A 19,400-nucleotide genomic window follows, 5' to 3' on the forward strand; every position below is an offset into this window, starting at 1 on the left:
TCTGGCCTCTAGGTGGAAGGCCAGGTCTCGTCCACTCGGTCTGTCCGCGGTCGCTGTTCCCGTCGCCGGTAAGATCATCATTGTGGCCCGGCGATTTGGCCCAGGCGAGTCGCCCAAAGCAGCGGCTGTGGTCCGTTGCCCCTTGCTCGGTACGAGTGGCGGGTGTACGCCGAGAGGGTTGACTACTGCACGCAGGAAGACGCCTGTCGTGCGTTGCTCGGCAGCCGGTTGACGAACTCCTTCTTCGTCGGGTTCGCTCCGGTGAACACGACGACCAGGTAGCACTTGGACGGGTTTCGGTCTACCGGCTTGCTGTGGAACCTGTACGGGCTCGGGTGGCCGGTGAACTCTTCGAGGGCGTAGTAGTTCGTCGTCTCGTGCTCACCGACGCCGGTGAGCCGCACGAAGACCCAGGGACGGTCGGTGTCTGGGGCACGGCAGCCGTAGGACGCCACGACATCGAACGCCTCCTGCGTCGGCTCGATCCTCACCTCCGCCTGGAACAATCCAGAACAGATCTTCAACGGGGGCGGCGGCCCGACGCTGGCAGAAGGCGTTGTCGAAGGTGACGACGGCGGCGGCTCGGACGTCGATGTCGGCGACGTCGACGGCGCCGCGGACGTCGGTGCCGCAGGTGTCTGGTTCTGCGGTCCAACGGTGGGTGACCAGGACGTACCCGTGCCCGAGCCGGATTGCGACTTGACGGGTCGGCTGTCGAGCATCCATCGGGCTCCTGCGGTGCCACCGGCGCCCAGGAGGAGCGCCCCCAAGATCAAGGCTGCGAGTAGGCGAAACGACAGAGAGGCGATCTGCCGTCCGCGGCTCGTCGTCCACCAAACGCCGAACACGACCAGCCCGACGGCTAGGACGATGAGCAGCGTCACGAGCAGCGTTTGCCACGTCGACGAGACCAACTGGGCAACGCTGGCGATGGCACCGAACACGGCGAAGGCAGCGCTCAGAAACGCGGCCTGTCTCTGCGTCACCCTCCGGCGCGCGGGTGGACTGGTGCCGCTGGCGTCAGTGTGGTCGGGAGCTCCGTCGCCAAGACCCTGATCCGCGCTCAAGGGTTCTCCAACACATCGATCCGCAAGGCCTGGCCGACAGGATGAATCGCTGTAGCACAAATCCTGCGGACAGCGTGTGCGCCGCCATCCACCTCGACCTCAACGGTCCGAGCCTGAGGTGTCCAAGATCAGAGGGCAGTCCCACGATCGGCACCCGCCGATTGGGTCAGGCCGCCAGAGTGTATGGGGGACCGCCGCCCCGTATGGCGCCTCAACGCTCGGTGTCACGAGTCATCCGCAGCATCCGCTCATGCCGAGAACCGCGCACCCGATTTTGGTGAGAGCGGTTCCTATGATCATGCAGTGATTAGCGTACGGGCGATCGTGTGTCACTAAACTGTCAATACTCCTGACGTCAATTTGTCAAGTGCGACCATCTGTCGAGCGTCGTTGCATGTTGTAGTGTCAACCTGAACGCTTCGTTGCCGACGCTGCCGCTAGGCTGATCGAAGCGAATGGCCTTGCATCCACTCAGCTAGACCTCTTGTTCCATCGCTTACCGAGAGTGAGATGTCATGTATCGCAAGAGGAGTCCGGTTCCTGGAGCACTTCTTCCAGTAGCTCTTGTCGTCGCCATTGTCATCCTGCTAGTGGCGCTCCTCTTCTAGCGTGAGAGGTCGAGGAGATATTCGAATCTGGGCGACGCCGACCCTCTTGGCGATCTTCCTGTCGCTCGCCGTGGCATACGCATATAAAAATGGAGTCTTTACCGGGGCTTGGCTTCGCGCCAACAAGGACTCGGTCACGTCGTTCGGCGTTCTCGCCAGTACCTGCACTGTGGTCGCGGGTGGCATGCTGTCGTACATCAGGTTTTTTCGAGGGCGGACTCTCGTACGGCGCGCAGAACTTTCTGTGGATGTACGTGTTCTCGAATCGCCTGATGGAGCTCTTTTTCACTTTGTAACCGTCACCGCTAAGAATATCGGTACTGTAGCCTTGATAGACCCGAGATTGTCATTGCAGACGGAAGCATGGTTGAGTGACAATAGTATTGCTCACTCCGAGATTGGGTTCGACGGTTGGTTCGAAGTGTCAGATCATGGGCTCTCGCGAGGTAATAGATTTGCCGCGGTTGACACTGGTGAGGTTGCAGAATTCTCTCTGGAAAAGACTTTCGAATCCTCCGTCTGGGCGGTTCGCTACGTTGCCATCTTGGAGGTAGGAAGGCTTTCTTGGTCGAAGCATGAAGTCGTCGAGAATGTGAAGAAGACGGGGTAGGCCCCTGTTCGAGAAGCTTTGCGCCTATGCGCACATCTGCCGCGATCGGGGCGCCGGGTGTCCTGCGTAGGCTGCCAACCGGGCGGCGGCCAGGACAGCGAGAAGCAACGCGGCTAGGAGCCCGGCCGCCAAGTCGGTGCAGGCTGCGCGTCCACCGCTGGTACTCGCACCTATCGACGGATGCCCGATCCGGACCAGGTTATGGGCGTCGACCATCAAACCAGTTCGGTTGCCGTGGTCGCCGAGCACGTGGACGTTCGCCGTCATGCAGTCGCGGGGCTGGACATGCGTGCGCACGCTCGGACGTGCCAATCGCCCGCCAGTAGCGAACAGGCCGGCCTAATGTATGTGTCCGCCTTGGCTGTGTGGTCGGAGGATTAGATCATGGGGACCGACCTGGTAGTTGGCGGTGGCCGTCTTGACCGCTGTCTCGTGGACGCCGACAAACTGCTCTGTGACTATCGAACCGACGACGGCCTGCGGTATCTGGACTGGAGGCCGACCACGGATCCGGATCGGCTGATGCCGGAGGATCTCGCTGTTACGATCCTGATCAACTCGCGGGTCGGGCCTGCGGCTTTCAAGAGCGTTCAGGATCGAGGCGTCGACCTGGATCTTGAAGGGCTTCCCGACATGCCGCTGGCCCAGACCTCCCTGGAAGTCCGCGGCAGGGTCGCGCGTCTGATTGCCGACGTCGCGCAGTGGAAGGGATTCGCTGCGTCGGTTGCCACGAAGGTCCTACACAAGAAGCGGCCTCAACTCATACCGATCCTCGACAACCAGGCGATCTTTGGCGCCTACATGAATCCGCGATGGCCTGAAAGGCGGTCGTTAGTGGACAGCGTGTACGCCGAGAGTCGTATCGCCGAGGCGCTGGAGTGGATCTGGACGGATCTGACGCGGCGGGAGAACGCGGACGCTTGGACTCTCTTGTCCGCGCTTGAACCGGGGCGATCAAGGATCGAATTGTTCGACATGATCTGGTGGGTGAATTTTCGGCGTATAGAACCGGTGCGTCCAGCGTCCCCAGTGTGAGCTGTTGTTCGAGTGCGGGTGAGGCGATTCGACGACTTCCGGCATGATCTTGGCGTCCTCATCTGCCGCGATCCGCTCGCTACTGAACGTAGCGGCGGCTGGCTGCACGACGCCGCGCTGTCCGACACCGAGGCCGGGCTGCGCAAGCTGTTCGACTTTCTCGGTTCGCGTCGACCGCCTCTATAACATCGTCAAGATCTACGGCATGCAGCATGACGGTCTGAAGAGCGCCTATCGAGCGATTCCAGAGCACGCGTGCTTGGATCATGAGTACACGGCGCGTACCGCGTCGACGAAGTCCTGCCCGCGTGTTGACGGCGGTCCGTCCTTGGTGGGAAACAGGTCGGTGCGTAGCGTGTAGGTGAGTTCGAGTTGGACGCCGGCGCTGTCGGCGTCCTTGTTGACGAAGTTGTCGATCGAGGTGCCGGCGATGTCGGCGGGTGCGGGCTGGACGACGGTGAAGTCGGCGGCGCGCAGAGCGGTGGCCAGTTCGGCGCCGGTGGCGGTGTCCCGCCCGCCGATGTAGACGGTCGAGCCGGCCTTGGAGGTGCCGTGCACGGACAGCGCGTGGGTGCGCTGGGCGATCAGGATCAGGCACTGCTCGACGTCCCAGTTTTCGCTCGTGACGTGCAGCCGAGGGTGGTTCTGACCGGCTGGCAGTTTGCCCTTGAACTGGCACTGGGTGTGCTCGGCGCCGGCGATCGCCGCGGCGATCTCACTCGTTCGCGGCTCGATCGCGCCACCGTGTGGTGCGACGACGATCAGCGGCGAGCCGGTGATCGTCCAGGTGAGGTCGTACGCGACGCCTTCCTGCTCGACCTTGCGTAACGCCGTCATGGACGGGTACTCCGCGACGCTGCCCGTCGCGGCGGTGTGCCGGGTTGGCGCACGCTCTGCCTGGGCGCCGCTGGAGCCGTTGAGCAGCACGAGCAGGCCCGCGAGGACGCAGGGGATCCATCGCGCGGGTTGGTTCATGGTCATGGTGACCTCCGTGGTGCTCGGACGGGACGGCCGTCTTACCGGCAGACGTCGACGTATGGTTCGCCTGCGGCGTGTATGTCCCATTCCTCGGGGGTGAGGCCGCCGGGTTGGCTGCACAGGCTCCGGATTGGTTCGGTGTAGAGGGTGGGGTCCCACAGCTGTACCGTGCCGTCGCGGCTGCCGGTGGCGAGTTGCTGGCCGTCTGGGCTGAATGCCACCGCGTAAATCGCTCCCTTGTGGCGGGTCAAGGGTGCGCCGACGGGTCTGCCAGTGGCCGGATCCCATAGCCTCAGGGTCTCGTCCTCGCTGCCAGTGGCCAATAGGCGCCCGTCGGGGCTCAGCGCGATGGTGTACGCCGGCCATGGGTGCCCGGCCAAGGGCGCGCCCACCGGTCTGGCCGTGGCTGGGTCCCACAGCCGTACCGTTCCGTTGTGGCTGGTGGTGGCGAGTAGTCGCCCGTCCGGGCTCAGCGCGACTTCGTAAATCGGTCCGTCGGGGCTGGCGATGGGTGCGCCGATGGGTTGGCCGGTGTGGGTATCCCAAAGCCGGACCGTGCTGTCGGCTTCGATGCCAGCGGTTACCAGGCGCCCGTCGGGGTTGAACGCGACGGCGCTGATGGACCGTGCGGGGCCTTGGAGGGCAGTAGCGACGGGTTTACCCGTGCTGGGATTCCGCAGCCGCACTGTCCCGTTGCCGTGTCCGGTGGCCATGAGCTGTCCGTCCGGGCTGAACGCCACCCCGAAGGCGTCGGAGGCCTCATTGCCGTGGGGCCCGACGGGTTCGCCGTTTGCGGGGTTCCACACCCACATTTCCCCGTGCGGGCCGCCGGTGGCGAGGAGGCGTCCGTCCGGGCTGAACGCCGCGGCACGGACCGGACCGCTGTGGCGGGTCAAGGGTGCGCCGGCGGGTTCATGGGTGGTCGGATTCCACAGCCGTACCGTCCCGTCTTCGCTGCCGGTTGCGAGCAGGCGTCCGTCCGGGCTGAATGCCACGGCGCGCACACGCCCGGTGTGGCCTCTCATCGGTTCGCCGACAGGAAGGTCATTGGTTGGGTTCCAGAGCAGCGCACGGTCGGCGTCGCCGACAGCCAGGAGGCGCCCGTCCGGGCTGAATGCCAATGCGGGTGCCCAGCCGTCGGTGCTGCCCGTGGGCTGGCCGACGGCTTCGGCGGTGGCCAAATTCCATAGCCGCATCGACCCGTTGCTGCTTCCGGTGGCCATGAGCTGCCCATCCGGGCTGAACGCCATCGCGTTGACCTGTGTGGCGTGCCCGGTCGGGGGCGTATCGACGAGTCTTCCGGTCACCGGATTCCATAGCCGGATCGTGCCTGCCTCGCTGCCGGTGGCCAGCAGCCGTCCGTCCGGGCTGAACGCGATCGCGTGTACCCGCCGGGGGTGTCCAGCGTTGGGTGCACCGACGGGTTTTCCGGTGGTCGGGTTCCAGAGTATGGTTCCTGCCTCGCCGCCGGTGGCCAGCAGCCGGCCGTTTGGGCTGAAGGCGAGCGTGCGGACCCATCCGTTGCCGGTCAGTGGGTTGCCGACGGGTTGGCCGGTTGCGGGGTTCCAGAGTCGCGCGGTGCCGTCGCTGCTGCCTGTTGCCAGCAGGTCTCCGTCTGGGCTGAAGTCGACCGCGTCGACTTGTTTGGTGTGACCGGTCAGGGGTTTGCCGACGGGTCTACCGGTGGCGGGGTTCCAGAGTCGTACCGTGCCGTCGCTGCTGCCGGTGGCCAGCAGGCGTCCATCTGGGCTGAACGCCAGCGACTGCACCGGGCTTCGGTGGCCGAGGACGCTGCGGTAGTTGGCCAGGGCGGCAGTAGCCGCGTCTGCCGCTTCCGGCGTGGGTGCCACGCGTAGGGCGGCGGCCGCCAGCTTCTGGGATCTCACCTGGTCCACACCGCTCATGGACAGGCTCTGCGCGGCGAGTTGGCGAGACAGGGCCAGTGCGTGCTGCTCGTTGGCACGGGCCTCGTTTCTGTTGGCGATGAACGCGGCGCTCGCGGTCAGGACCATCAGCACGGTCATGGCGGCCGCGATGGCACTTGAGATATGGCGGCGACGGCGGCTGCGGCGTTCGCTGGCCGTGAGGAACTCGACCGCCAGTGGGTCGACGCAGAGATGGCCGGTCGGGTCGCTGCTCCAGCGATTGACGGCCTCGCGGACGGCGAGAAGTTGACTGCCGCGGTACAGGTAGGACGGGTCGCTTCGGCGGTTGTCCCAGGCGTGCACGTCATCGACGAGCGCACGGTGCAGAGCCTGGTCGGTAAGGCTGGGTTGGAGCCATTCCCGCAGTCTGGTCCAGGAGCGCAGCAACTCCTCATGGGCGATGGCGACAAGGTCGTCGTCAATGCGGGTGATCAGCCGCTGCGCGATGAACGCCTCCAGCACGGTGTCCAGGTCGGTATCGGTGCAGGCGGCAGCGATCCGCAGCGCCGCGCGGGTGCTTGGCCGGCGGGTGAGCCGCCCGCCCGCCGCGTTGGTGAGGTGGGTGAACACCCTGCGCGCAACCTCGCGATGGTGTGCCGTCAGCGCGTGAAAGACGCGCTCGGCGCTGGTCTGCACGATGGCGGCCACCCCGCCGGTGCGGCGGTAGCCGGTCACGGTCAAGTCTTCGGCCTGATCGCAGGGCCACATGACGAACATGACCTGGGACAGCAGCGGCAGCGCGCCGTTGTCGAAGCCGGTCGGCAGGCTCCGGTCGCGCAGGTCGTCAAGCAGGATGGAGGTCAATTCTTCGGGAACGCGCCGGTCGGCTTCGGCGGCCGGGCCGGTGATCGCCTCACGGAGCTCGGCCTCGTTCATCGGACCGACGGTGAACGGGCCGGCCTCGACCGCTTCCCGCAGCGGTGCGAATGCCAGGGCCTGGTCGAGGAAGTCGCCGCGGAGCCCGGCGACGACGAGCGCGGCCGGTTTGCCGTCCGGTAGGGCCGGGGCGGTGGCCATGGCGTGCACGGCGCTCAGGAATACGTTCTGCTGGACGGGATCGATGTCGAGAGTGAACAACTCCTCCAGCTGGTCGATCACCAGCACCAGCCTGGGTGGCTCACCGGCGGCGTCAGCTGTTGACGAGGCTTGGCCGGCCAGCAGGTGGGCCTGTTCGGGATGCTTGGCGAGGCTCTGGTAGACGGTGATGGCGTCGGTGCTGGTGAGGTCGGCCAGGTGGGTGGCCAACTCGCGCACCGGGTCGGCCGTCGGCGTCATAATCCGTCGCGGCCAGGAGCGACAGCCGGGTACCACCCGGTCGTCGGCGAGGGCCGCCAGCAGCCCGGCTCGCAGCAGCGAGGACTTGCCCGCACCGGAACACCCCAGAACGACCAGCACCCCGGCATCGGCCGACTGTTTGGCAAGGCGTTCCACCAGGCGGGCGGTCAGTGCGCGCCGGCCGTAGAACACCGCGGCATGACGTTCCTCGAACGGCAACAAGCCACGGTACGGGCAGCCGTCCCAATGCGGGGCGCCACCCGTTTCGGATGTCTCAGCTGAGGACGTGGGGCGGGGTGGGAGGTCGTTATGGGCGTCCAGTTCGCCCCGGAGGATCGCTTGATGAAGGTGCTGCAACTGCGACCCCGGGTCCACGCCGAGCTCATCGACGAGACGGCGGCGAATCGAGGTGTAGTGCGCCAGAGCATCGGCGGTGCGGCCCAGGGCGCAGTGGGCCCGCATGAGGGCTGCGGCGAATGGCTCGACGAGTGGATATGCGCTGCTCAGCTCGGTCAACAGGCTGATGACCGCGCTCGGGTTGCCGACGGACAGCTCGGCTTGCGCCCAAACCAGCACGGCGTCCAGGTACTGCTGTTGCCACGCGTCACGGACCGATGCCGTCCATTGCCCTGGGATGCCGGCAAGGGGGTCGCCGCGCCAGAGGTCACAAGCCTGCCGTAGTGCCTCGACCCGTTCGTGATCTGCCCGGTCGGGCTGGCGGGCCCACGCCACTTTGTCAAAGAAGCGGATCACGTCCACCTGCGAAGGTTCGACGTCGAGCACGTAGCCGCCCGAGCGGTACACGATCGGCGTCCGTGTCGAATCCCCTTCTTGCAGGACCCGGCGCAGCCGACTGATCAACACGTTCAAGGTGTGCCGGGCTCCTCGGGGCGCCTCGTCCCACACCCGGTCGATCAGCGTCTGCACGGTCACCATCCGTCCGGCATCCACGGCCAACGCCGCTAGCAGCCGCTGCTGCTGAGGAGGCCCGACCGGTGTAACCCGCTCTTGGGCACACACCTCCACCGGACCCAATAACCGGATCTCTACCGCTTGACCGATCATCCGGAACCGATCTCCCATTGATTGGCCGTTAAGAATGCATTGATTGTCCGGCCTAGCTCGGGCCGCAGCCTTCTAAGTGTCGACGAATCGACAATTCTCGCGTCAATCCATCGGTCGTGTCCAGTCATGACCACGGAATGTGGCAGCGATCGTTCGGCGGGCCATTCGGCGAATGTCTGGATTAGGAGGATCAATGAATCGCAGGAGATCTGTATGGGGGGCGAGGTCCCGGATTCCTCGCGTGCCACGTAGCCGCGGAGGCAGGGTACTCGCGGCTGGATTGTCCGTGGTCCTGGCGGTGACGATGGCGGACTGGGTGGCCAGGTCGGCAGCCGCAGCTCCGAAGCCACCTATCGCGCCTGCGCCGGCCGAACTGCCGCCGTTGGAACGGGCGGACGAGGCGGCGGCATTGGTGACCGCGCGGTTGACGAAAAGGACGGTCCGGATCGCGGGGATGACCTCTGAGACCTCCGAGTTCTGGGCGCACCCGGACGGCCGTGTGGAAGCCAAAATCCACCTGGGGCCGGTGCGGATACGGGACGAGCAGACCGGCGGCTGGAAGCAGGTCGACTTTTCGTTAGCGTCCCGGGCCGACGGGTCCGTGACGGCGAAGGCGCATCCGGCGGGCCTGCGCCTGTCCGGTCAGGCAGGCGATGGTGAGCATGATCTGGTGACGGTGACCGGCGACGGCGGGACGGTCTCGCTGGGCTGGTCAGGTCGGCTGCCGGCGCCGGTCCTGGCGGGCACGACTGCGACCTATCCAGAGGTGCGCCCAGGTGTGGACCTGGTTGTCGAGTCGACTCGTACGGGTTTTGAGCAGTACGTGGTGGTCAAGAACCGGGCGGCTGCCGCCGAGGTTCGCAACCTCTCGCTGCCCTTGCGGAGCTCCGGGCTCACCCTGGTGGACGACCGCCGTGGGGGCTTCGGGATCCGCAGCCGCGCCGGCACGACGGTGGGGGTGTCACCGCCGCCGCTGATGTGGGACGCGCGGGTCGATCCACGCTCCGGTGAGCGCGTGCGCCGGGCGGCGGTCGCGAAGAAGGTCAGCTCGGCTCGAGCGGGTTCGGTCGCCGTGACGCTGACTCCGGACCAGAAGTGGTTGGCCGACCCGGAAACGGTGTTTCCGGTGACTATCGACCCGGCAGTCACCCTCAATCCAGACTTCGACGCGTTCGTGCAGTCGGACTACACATCGGACCAATCCGCGGCAACCGAACTGAAGGCTGGCACCTTCGACGGTGGTACGACCAAGGCCAGGTCGTTCGTTCGGTTCACCGGGTTGGACTGGTTGAAGGGCAAGCAGGTGCAGGCCGCGACGATCTACCTGTGGGAGCACCATTCGTGGTCCTGTACGCCGGCGCGGTGGGAAACCTGGGAAGCGGCGTACGTCAACTCGTCGGCACGGTGGACCAACCAGCCGCAGTGGCGCAAACTGCTCGGCTACACCACAAGCACGAGAGGGTACAACTCGTCCTGCGCCGACGGCTGGGTCAACTCGTCGGTGACCGGCGCGTTCGCCGACCACGCCACCGGAGCGACCTGCTGCACCGTGAACATCGGCATCCGGGCTACCTCCGAGACCAGCAACCTCGGCTGGAAAAGGTTCAACTCCTCCGAAGGCGCGAAAGCCCCGTACGTGAGGCTGACCTACCAGTCGCCGCCGACGGTCACGGCCCGGGCGACGGTGCCTTCGCTTCCGTGCGCGTTGAACCCGAACACGCCCTACGTCAACACCAAGACACCGCAACTGCGGGCGCGGATCACCGACGCCGAGGGCTCCCCGGTACGGGCCGAATTCAAGTGGCTGACCGGCGGAGGCACTCCCATCGGCAGCGCCATCGTCGGCCCCGGCGCCTCCGGCTCCTGGCTTTCCACGACCGTGCCGGCCGGCGCATTCGCCGAAAACGGCACCTACTCCTGGCATGTACGCGGCAACGACGGCCTCGCCGACGGCGCCTGGACCGGCTACTGCGCGATGAGAATCGACACGATCGCCCCGTCCGCGGCACCGACGGTCTCGTCCACGACCTATCCAGCCGATCAATGGTCAGCGGCCGCGGGAACGGCAGGCACATTCACCTTCGGCGCCGCTGGGGTAACCGACGTTGCGGCCTACGAGTACGGACTGAACGTCAACCCGCCGAACCAGACGGTCAACGCATCCACTCTGGGCGGGGACGCGACCGTCTCGATCACGCCGGCCGCGGACGGCCCGCAGACGCTCTACGTGCGGTCCCGCGACCGGGCCGGAAACCAATCGGCGATCCAGGAGTACGCGTTCAGCGTGGGTTCCGGTGCGGTGACGGCGCCGAAGGAAGGTGACATCACCGCGGCGAAAACCGCGATCACCGGTGTCAGCCAGGCGACCGCGACCGGGGTGACGTACCAGTGGCGCCGTGGCGACGCCGACACCTGGCTGAACCTGCCCGCCTCGCACCTCACCGTCGCCGAGGGCGGTGGCCCGGTCACCTGGCCGGTGCCGACCAGCGGAGCCGGCACGTTCCCGAAGCTGAACTGGGACATCGAGGCAACCTTGGCCGCCACCGATCCGTACTCCATCCCCCGCGACGGACCCCTGCAACTACGCGGCGTCTTCACTGGCGGAACGGGCGGCACGTCCAGTCCGGTGAAGATCACCTTCGACCGGAACCAGGCGTCGGCTGCCTCGGAGGAGATCGGGCCTGGTTCGGTCAACCTGATCACCGGGAACTACACCGTGTCCGACACCGACGTGTCAGTCGACTCCTTCGGCAGCGACCTGACGGTCACCCGCTCCTACAACACCCGACGGGCCGCCGAAACGGACGCGGCGAACATGTTCGGTCCGGGCTGGGTTTCCGGCGCGCTGGTGGAGGAGGCGGAGTCGCCGTACACCTCATTGACGGTGTTCGGATCGCTGGTACAGGTCGGGCTGCCGGACGGTGAGACGATCGGTTTCACCAAGCGCACCACGACCGTCTTCGACCCCGAGGTCGGGATGGAGTTCCTGAACCTGACCTACACCAGCGGCAGCGACTCCTACACGCTGACCGACGAAGACGGCAACACCGTTCTGTTCACCCGGATCACCGGCACCACTGCCGGCAAATACTTCCCGGCCTCGGTGACCGTACCCGGCAGCAACCAGACCACCACCCTGAGCTGGGAGAAGGCGACCGTCGACGGTAAGGAGGTGGTCCGCCCGACTCGGATGCTGGCGCCTGTGGCGGACGGGGTGAACTGCGCGACCTTGACCCGGGGCTGCCGGGCGCTGAGCTTCGCCTACGCCACGGTGACGACGGCGACCGGCACCGACGAGTCGGCGTGGGGTGACCACCTAGGTCGGGTGAAGGAGATCTCCTTCACCGCGTGGGATCCGGACCTGGCCACCCCGGCGATGCGGACCGTGTCGATGATCCGGTACGCGTACGACAACGCCGGCCGGCTGCGGGCGAGCTGGGACCCACGCCTTGACTGGAACGACGCCGGCACTATGCGGCAGCTGCGGGAAACCTACGACTACACCAGCGACGGGATCCTCATTGTCGTCAAGCCGGTCGCCGAGGAACCGTGGCAGTTCAGCTACACCACCATCCCGGGTGACCCGGGAGCGGGCCGGCTGTACAAGGTGACCCGGTCGGCGCTGGCCGCCGGCACCGCCACCCAGACTGTGGTCTACAAGGTCCCGGTCGCCGGCGCGGGCGCGCCGTACGATCTGTCGTCGACGCAGACCAACCGGTGGTCGCAGCCGGAGGGGCCGACGGACGCCACGGCCGTCTTCCAAGCCAACCAGGTGCCGACCGGCGATCCGGGCGCAGGCATTCTGCCGTCGTCGTATGAGCGGGCCACAGTCACCTACCTGGACGCGAACGCCCGGGAGGTGAACGCGGCGACGCCGGGCGGTCACATCACCGCCACCTGGTACGACCAATGGGGCAACACGGTACGGACGCTGACCGCTGGCAACCGTGCCGACGCGTTGAACGCCAGCCCGATCGACGATGTGGCGGCCGAAAGCATGCTCGCCCGCAGCCGCTCCACGCTCAGCACCTACTCGGCTGACGGGCAGAGGCTCACGAGCACGATGGAGCCGGAGCACGACGTCGTACTTCCCACAGGCGTCACCGTACGCGGCCGCCAGCGCACGGTGAACATCTACGACGAGGGGGCACCAACCACCGGTGGGCCATACAACCTGATCACCAAACAAAGCGTGAGCGTCCAAACCTGGGACGCGGGCGGTGTCGAAAGTGACCACGACACGCGGACCACTACCACCATGTACGACTGGGGTCTGCGCCTGCCGACGGTGGTGACCGTGGACCCGGGCGGGCTGGCTCAGGCGACCCGGACCTCGTACGAAGCGATCACCGGCTTGGCCACCTCGACGACCGCGCCAGCTGGTGGCACCAGCACCACCACACCGGCCACCCGCAAGACGGTCTACTACCGGGCGACCTCCGGATCCGGCTACGCCGAATGTGACCTGAAGCCAGAATGGGCGAACCTGCCCTGCCGGGTCCAGCCGGGTGGGCAGGCCGCGTCCGGGCCGGAACTGCCGGTCACGGTCACCACGTACGACATGTTCAACCAATCCCGGGTCGAGACCGAGAAGACCAGCGCTGGCACGCTACGGACCACCACCACGACGTACGACGGCGCCGGTCGGGCGTACGAGACGAGCGTGTCGGTGGCGTCTGGGCTGGGCACAGCGGTGCCGATCACCCGGAACGTGTACGAGCAGGCGACCGGGCGGCTGCTGCGGGTGCAGTCGGTGGTCAGCGGTCTGGCGACGGCGCAGGTCATCAAGGCGTACGACACCCTGGGCCGGCAGACGTCGTACACCGACTCCGACGGGGTCACCTCGACCACCACGTACGACCTGCTCGGCCGGGTGGCGACCAGTAACGACGGGAAAGCCACCCGGACGTACACCTACGACGGCGGCACCGAGCGGCGAGGCCTACTGACCTCGGTGAACGACTCGCAGGCGGGAGCCTTCTCCGGTAGCTACGACGCCAACGGTCACATGTTGTCGGAGTCGTGGCCCAACGGCGTGCAGGTCACCACGGAGATCGACGAGACCGGTACGCAGGTCGGGATGACCTACGTCAAACCCGACTGTGGGGCCGCGGACTGCACGCTCTACACCGAGTCGGTGGTCGAATCAGCGCACGGCCAATGGCGTAAACGGTCGTCCAGCCTGTCGGAGCAGGAATACAGCTATGACCAGGCGGGACGGCTCACCTCAATCCGGGACACGATCGGCGGCCAGTGCACCACCCGGTCGTACGGGTTGAGTACCTCGTCGAACCATGCCAGCCTCACGGAGTACGATCCGGCGGCCGATGGCGCCTGCCAGACGGCGACCGTGGCCGCGTCGCGAACCTGGACCTACGACACTGCAAACCGGGTGGACACGTCTGGCTACGTGTACGACGCCCTGGGCCGGACGACCACTGTCCCGGCGGCCGACACGGCAAGTTCCGGCGGTGGAAACGTCACGGTCGCCTACCACTCGACGGATCTCGTGGACACGATCACCCAGGGAGGCCGGACCACCGACTACACCCTCGATGTGACGGGCGAGCGGGTGCGATCCTGGACCGACAACGCCTCAGGCACCGCTGTGCAGTCCGTGCATCACTACGACGGGAACGAGGACAGTCCGTCGTGGACACAAGAAACGGCAAACCGGTACACCCGGCCGGTCACGGGCGTGTCGGGGATGACGGGCATCTTCGACAGCGAGAGCGGACAGGTGGAGTGGCAGGTCGCAAACCTGCACGGTGATCTGGTGGCGGCGATCCATGCCGATGACGAGGGCCTGTCCCGCACCACCGAGGCCACCGAGTACGGCACGCCACGCGAAGCCGAGGACGTCGGCGCGCAGCGATACGGATGGCTCGGCGCCAAACAACGCGCCGCTGACACCCCATCCGGCATCATCCTGATGGGCGTACGCCTCTACAACACGGCCACCGGCCGCTTCCTACAAACCGACCCAGTCCCTGGCGGAAGCTGCAACCGGTACGAATACACCTGCGCAGATCCGCCTAACAAATTTGATCTGGACGGCAAGCGATGGTGCAGCGACTGGCGATGGGTCTGCCGGAAGTACAGCAGTTACAAGACGAAGTATAACCGGTATCGCGCTGGAGCCCGATACGGACACAAAAGGTTTCGATCTGATTTTCGACACAATCCCGGCTGCTATTTCGGTACGTCAGGGGTTGGTTGCCCTCGTGTTCAGCTTGCGAGGTACATTCTCGCAATTGCACTGAGCAGGGCGGAATATCGGGTTTGCAAGATCTACGCCAATGGTCCGTCGTTGCTTATATCCGGGTCGGCATCCGGATATGGCGCCGCAGCGATGAGATGGGGCTGGAGGGGAGCCCGGTTTGCCGGGCGGGCCGGATGGGTCGGCTGGACAGCGGAAGCGTACTGTTTCCTAAAGATCAAATATGGAAGACGCTGATGAGGGTCAGGCTTGGGCCAGGCTCTTCCTGGTCGTCATCGTTCTGTGGGCCCTTTCGCTGAATCTAGAACTATGGCTAGTTGGGTGGATGCCATTGGATACCAGCCTGTTCCTGGATCGACGCCTGTTCTTCCTGGTTGACGTACCTTAGCCTTAAACTCGCCCAAATGATGAACCTTCTGGGCAGTAGCAACGAACGCTTTGGGGCCAGAACCGACAATTGTCGATCTGGCCCAAGGGTTCACCGGCTCCGGAGCCTGCGCCGGCGGGTTGGCGGGCCCGGTTCGGGCAGGTAGAGCAGAGTGCTCTAGCGAGGATGCTCACGACGTCGTGGTCGTCCGGTCCGCGGGAAGCGTTGTGGCTGTCATCGCGTTTGCTCCTTGCTCCACAATGGTCGGACGCAAACCGGGCCGCGGGCGGTTCAACGATCTGAGATCCTGCGTGGCACAGAACATTCCGGTAGCGCCGATCAGCCAACGACCGCCACTTTCGAGCAAAAGGCGACCGCGCTCTTTGAACAGCCTTCCAGCCATCGGCCAGGTGATCCCACACAACCTCGGGCCTTGACCTAAATAGTCGACGTCTCATTACAACGCCGCGACTAATCCGAATTGCGTCGGTTGAAATGCCCCGTTTCTGCATGAATTCCGCAAGCTCGAGTAACTCTCCACGCAACCCTAAAAGATTCTTCGATGGCCTTCGCTCGTTCCTTGTCCGCGGCCGACGCCTGCGCCGCAATACTCGATCTTGCATCGTCCTCAAGTCCCATGCGACAACAAAGGGCGAATTTGTTCGGGATCGTCAGCGGAAATGACAGATACTTGACTAGCAACGCACTCCTCTGCCGCGATCCGGGCGCGGATCGGCCGGTTGTTCCCGCTGGTAGGACAGAAGGTCAGGGTGTTCTAACTCCAGCAGCGTGACCGGTCTAGCCCGCTGCGGATACCTCGGACTTGTCTCTGCGATCTACTAGGTAGGCCGCCAACGGTGACCACTTCTAGGACGCTCTTGCTATCCGTGCGCCCTCGGTTCGCCAACGCCATTCTGTCCGGCGTCAAGACAGTGGAGCTGCGTCGCCGCCCGGTCAACGCCCGGCCGGACACGCCGATCATCCTGTACGCCGGCAGCCCCACCATGGCGATCGTCGGCACCGCCCGCCTCCGCGAGATCCAGACCTCAAGCCCGAGACCGCGTGGCGGCACCACCGCCACGCGCTCAGCCTGGACCGGTCGGAGTTCGACGACTACCTCGAAGGAGCCGAACACGCCCATCTGCTCCTGCTTCACTCCTTCTCCACCGCGTCTGCGCCCTCGACCAGCCACTGCCGCTGCACGAGCTGCGGCAGCAAGGCCAGTTCCGACCACCCCCAGAGCTTCCGCTACCTCGCCCACGCCGACCCCAGCCCACTCCGCACCCTCGTCGCCGCGACCAGCCGGGCCAGGGGAGACCGTGGGGAGACCATCCGTCCCGACACGGTGCGGAAGCCGGTGACACACCGCAACACACCACCGGCCACCCCACCAGCCACAACGACACGGGGCAGAATCAAGCGTCATACCGCGATATCGAAGATCGTGGACTCTTAATCCGCGGGTGCCGACTACGGACGTCGCCTCCCTCGTCGGTGTCCGCGGCGAGGCCGATACCGACGAGGCCGTTGGCCTCGGCCGCCGGGCGGTCGCCGCCGCTCAACTGCGCATTTGCGCTGGTACGCGTCTGGCCGTGAGTGGGAGGGGTCGGTGGTAGCTGTTGCGGTAAAATCTGCGGCTTTTCAGGCGAGGGCCGCGACCGCGCGGATCGCGCAACGGCAAGGCGACGCCGCATGGCGGCCAGACGTCCGAGGAGCCCTTGAGGCCCGCCGAAGGCTAACTCTCATAGCCGAAGAAAGTGCTTCGATCCCTGAAACGGCTTGTTAAGAGGGGATAAAGGTGCCTGTCCAACCATTCGGCGGGGACTCACGTGTACGCCGCCGGCTCAGGCTTCTCCGGTGCAGTGGCCACTATGGTTCGCCGGGTTCCCAGGCGCACCAGGCCTCTGCCAAACGCAGCGTTTCCGGGTCTGCCCGCGACGCGTGCGGACCGGAAACGTCAGTGGCCACCCACTAGCGAGCATGTCCCAGTTGATGCGGCCCGCAACGTTTCGTAGTGGTCAGATTGCCTTGAGTGACATAATGCCCGATGTCGTCCGAGGCGGTTGGGACGAAGAGACAGGAAGGTGACAGTTGGTAAGCTCCAGCGGCTTCTTGCCGGGGCGAGGTACCCTCCGTAGGTGCAGCCTTTTCCGACCTTCGCTGCAGCATTGCAGCAGGTAACACGGGATGTCCTCAAGGAGGGCAGGCTCGTGAACGGCGTCACCGATCCGTTGTCGGTCGGTTCGTCCTTCAGGCGAGCCCCTCGCCCGTTTCGGGAGATCCAAGCCTACTCCTTTACGCTAGACCATCCTGAGCAAGTTTTGTTTGCGTCGGCGGTTCGGCCGCTCTCGTTGCCCTATGCTCTGGCAAATATTCTATGGACCGTCACTGGCGACGATACCGTTGCTGGTATCAGATTTTGGAACGATCGAGCCGCCGCCTTTACTGATGACGGGGTGCGCGTTAGAAGCGCACTGGGTCCGCGTCTGTTCGGCGCTGCCCAACAATTTGCGGTTACACTTCAGCGTCTGCGCGCAGATCGTGCGACGCGACGTGCCTTGGTGCTAATGGTTGAGTCAAAGGACTTGACGACTCCGACGCGCGACGTGCCGTGTATGATGGGCCTGCAATTGCTCCTTCGAGACGACAGGCTCGACGCGGTTGCTACGATGCGCTCTCAGTCGGCGCTCATGGTTATGCCATATGACGTGGCGCTGCTAACCACAATTCAAAGACTGCTCGCGGCCGAACTCGGGATCGCGCCAGGTAGGTACATGCACTTCGCTGCTTCAATGCACATCTATGAAGACGAACTCGACGTCGCGACGAGCGTAGCGGAGGAAGATCTCACGCCGAAAGTGCTTCCACACCCTGGATCTCTCCAAGAGTTGCAATCCATCGGGGCTGTGAAGAACGAGATCGAACGTGAGTCGGTTGAAGAACTAATACGTAGATCCAAACAGATCGGCGGAAGGGTTCATGACGAAGATACGCTCGGCGGAATGGCCGAGTCTGTTCTGCTCGGCCATGCATTGCTAAAGTGCGGACGGGTGGGTGACGCCCTGGTCGCGTGGGGGCGAGCCGGCGATCTTGGCCGGCTTTGCGCGATGCGCGTAGACCTGAAGGAGCGGGATGCGGCGCATAAGATCTCAGAACCCGAGGATGATAGACGCGGGCCTACTGGGTAAGTCAGAAATACTTAAGCGGCTTGAGGCCGATCAGATCATCCGCCACGGTACGTGGGATCGGTCCCAATTGAAGGGCGCCGGATACGACGTTCGAATGGCCTCTGACCTTCTATTCATCACGGACCCAGACGGCGAGCCGGTCAAGTACGCTGTGGGTGAGCATCGCATCGATCCGGTGATCCTGCAGCCTTCGTCGGTCGCATTAGTGTCAACAAAAGAGAGGTTTGCATTTCCTTCCGACATCGGAGCGCACGTAAGCGTCAAGTGGAGTTGGGCTAGAAAGGGAGTGCTGGTACTAACTGGAGGCTTCGTAAATCCGGGATTTGGCTTCGAGTGGATTGGCAGTCGCTTGGAGAAGTCGCCAGACGAGCGACTTCACTTTTTGATAGTTAATGTCGGCTCTGAGCCTCAGACGTTGATACCAGGCATCACTGCACTTGCGTCGTTGCAGTTTGCAACTATTGTTGGAGAGTCGGGCAATTTTCCGGCTGACTCGACTCAAGAACTAATTAGCACAAAATATGCGGCAGATGCCCCAAATAGGGCACTATCTCTGTTTCCGCAGTTGGTCGAGCAGAATGAACGCTTGAATAGACTGTCTCACAGACTCGAACGCGTCGAACACGGTACCGCCCCGCTAGTGACATTCGGCGTTTATCTGCTTGCCGTGACGTTTCTTGGAGTATTGCTTAACGCGGGGATTACGTTCGCTTCGGACGAACGAGTAGTGAAGCTGTCCGAAGAAATACCGAGAACTTGGCCGTTCGCGTTGGTTGCAATATGCGCGATGGGAACCGTCGCCTTGATCGTTAAAAAGATCTTAGATGTAGTCATCGCGGCGCTGAATGCCTACTCCCGCTCGCCCCGCAGAAGCCGTTAGTAGGATCTCCTCGCCGTCCCTGTCGCATCATGCGCCAACGGCAGCAATTTCTGTCGATAGCTGAATACCGCTACCTACCTGCACAGCGTCCGGAGTCAACCATGGGCAGGCTACGGTGCACCGGGCGCTGGTCCGCAACGGCCTGGTGCGGGAGGGGAGCAGCACCATCCGTGCAAGCACAG

9 protein-coding genes are annotated in these 19,400 nt (G+C 64.7%); 6 read left to right on the forward strand and 3 right to left on the reverse strand.

Features of this window, described 5'->3' with window-relative positions:
• Positions 1-182: 182 nt before the first annotated feature.
• A complete protein-coding gene (locus Phou_RS48080; protein ID WP_173071107.1) occupies positions 183-1,067 on the reverse strand; it encodes a hypothetical protein in 885 nt (294 codons plus the stop codon).
• A gap of 654 nt (positions 1,068-1,721) precedes the next feature.
• Between Phou_RS48080 and Phou_RS48085 the strand changes: the two genes are divergently transcribed.
• The 3 genes from Phou_RS48085 (at position 1,722) to Phou_RS48095 (ending at position 3,506) form a co-directional block, all read left to right on the forward strand.
• The gene (locus Phou_RS48085; protein WP_173071109.1) at positions 1,722-2,285 is read left to right on the forward strand and encodes a hypothetical protein; all 564 of its coding nucleotides are present in this window, start codon (positions 1,722-1,724) and stop codon (positions 2,283-2,285) included.
• Positions 2,286-2,669: 384 nt separating this feature from the next.
• Entirely contained in the window at positions 2,670-3,320 is a 651-nt protein-coding gene (locus Phou_RS48090) for a DUF6308 family protein (RefSeq protein WP_173071111.1), read from the forward strand.
• 18 nt (positions 3,321-3,338) lie between these two features.
• The gene (locus tag Phou_RS48095; RefSeq protein WP_173071113.1) at positions 3,339-3,506 is read left to right on the forward strand and encodes a hypothetical protein; all 168 of its coding nucleotides are present in this window, start codon (positions 3,339-3,341) and stop codon (positions 3,504-3,506) included.
• A gap of 78 nt (positions 3,507-3,584) precedes the next feature.
• On the opposite strand, the gene Phou_RS48100 is transcribed toward Phou_RS48095, so the two are convergent.
• Positions 3,585-4,301 (reverse strand): poly-gamma-glutamate hydrolase family protein, encoded by a 717-nt coding sequence (locus tag Phou_RS48100; RefSeq protein ID WP_173071115.1) that lies wholly within the window; start codon positions 4,299-4,301, stop codon positions 3,585-3,587.
• 35 nt (positions 4,302-4,336) lie between these two features.
• Positions 4,337-8,581, reverse strand: a complete 4,245-nt coding sequence (locus tag Phou_RS48105; protein WP_308785186.1) for an nSTAND1 domain-containing NTPase — start codon at positions 8,579-8,581, stop codon at positions 4,337-4,339.
• Positions 8,582-8,702: 121 nt separating this feature from the next.
• On the opposite strand from Phou_RS48105, the gene Phou_RS48110 reads away from it, so the two are divergent.
• The 3 genes from Phou_RS48110 (at position 8,703) to Phou_RS48120 (ending at position 19,218) form a co-directional block, all read left to right on the forward strand.
• Positions 8,703-15,020 (forward strand): DNRLRE domain-containing protein, encoded by a 6,318-nt coding sequence (locus Phou_RS48110; RefSeq protein ID WP_173071118.1) that lies wholly within the window; start codon positions 8,703-8,705, stop codon positions 15,018-15,020.
• A 2,268-nt stretch (positions 15,021-17,288) separates the two neighbouring features.
• Positions 17,289-18,338, forward strand: a complete 1,050-nt coding sequence (locus Phou_RS48115) for a thymidylate synthase (RefSeq protein WP_173071121.1) — start codon at positions 17,289-17,291, stop codon at positions 18,336-18,338.
• Positions 18,313-19,218 carry a dCTP deaminase domain-containing protein gene (locus tag Phou_RS48120; protein WP_371872277.1) on the forward strand — a complete coding sequence of 302 codons (906 nt, stop codon included), beginning with the start codon at positions 18,313-18,315 and terminating at the stop codon, positions 19,216-19,218. Before Phou_RS48115 ends, Phou_RS48120 begins: the two co-directional genes overlap by 26 nt.
• Positions 19,219-19,400 lie beyond the last annotated feature (182 nt).

The organism is Phytohabitans houttuyneae (assembly GCF_011764425.1).
Classification (GTDB): domain Bacteria; phylum Actinomycetota; class Actinomycetes; order Mycobacteriales; family Micromonosporaceae; genus Phytohabitans; species Phytohabitans houttuyneae.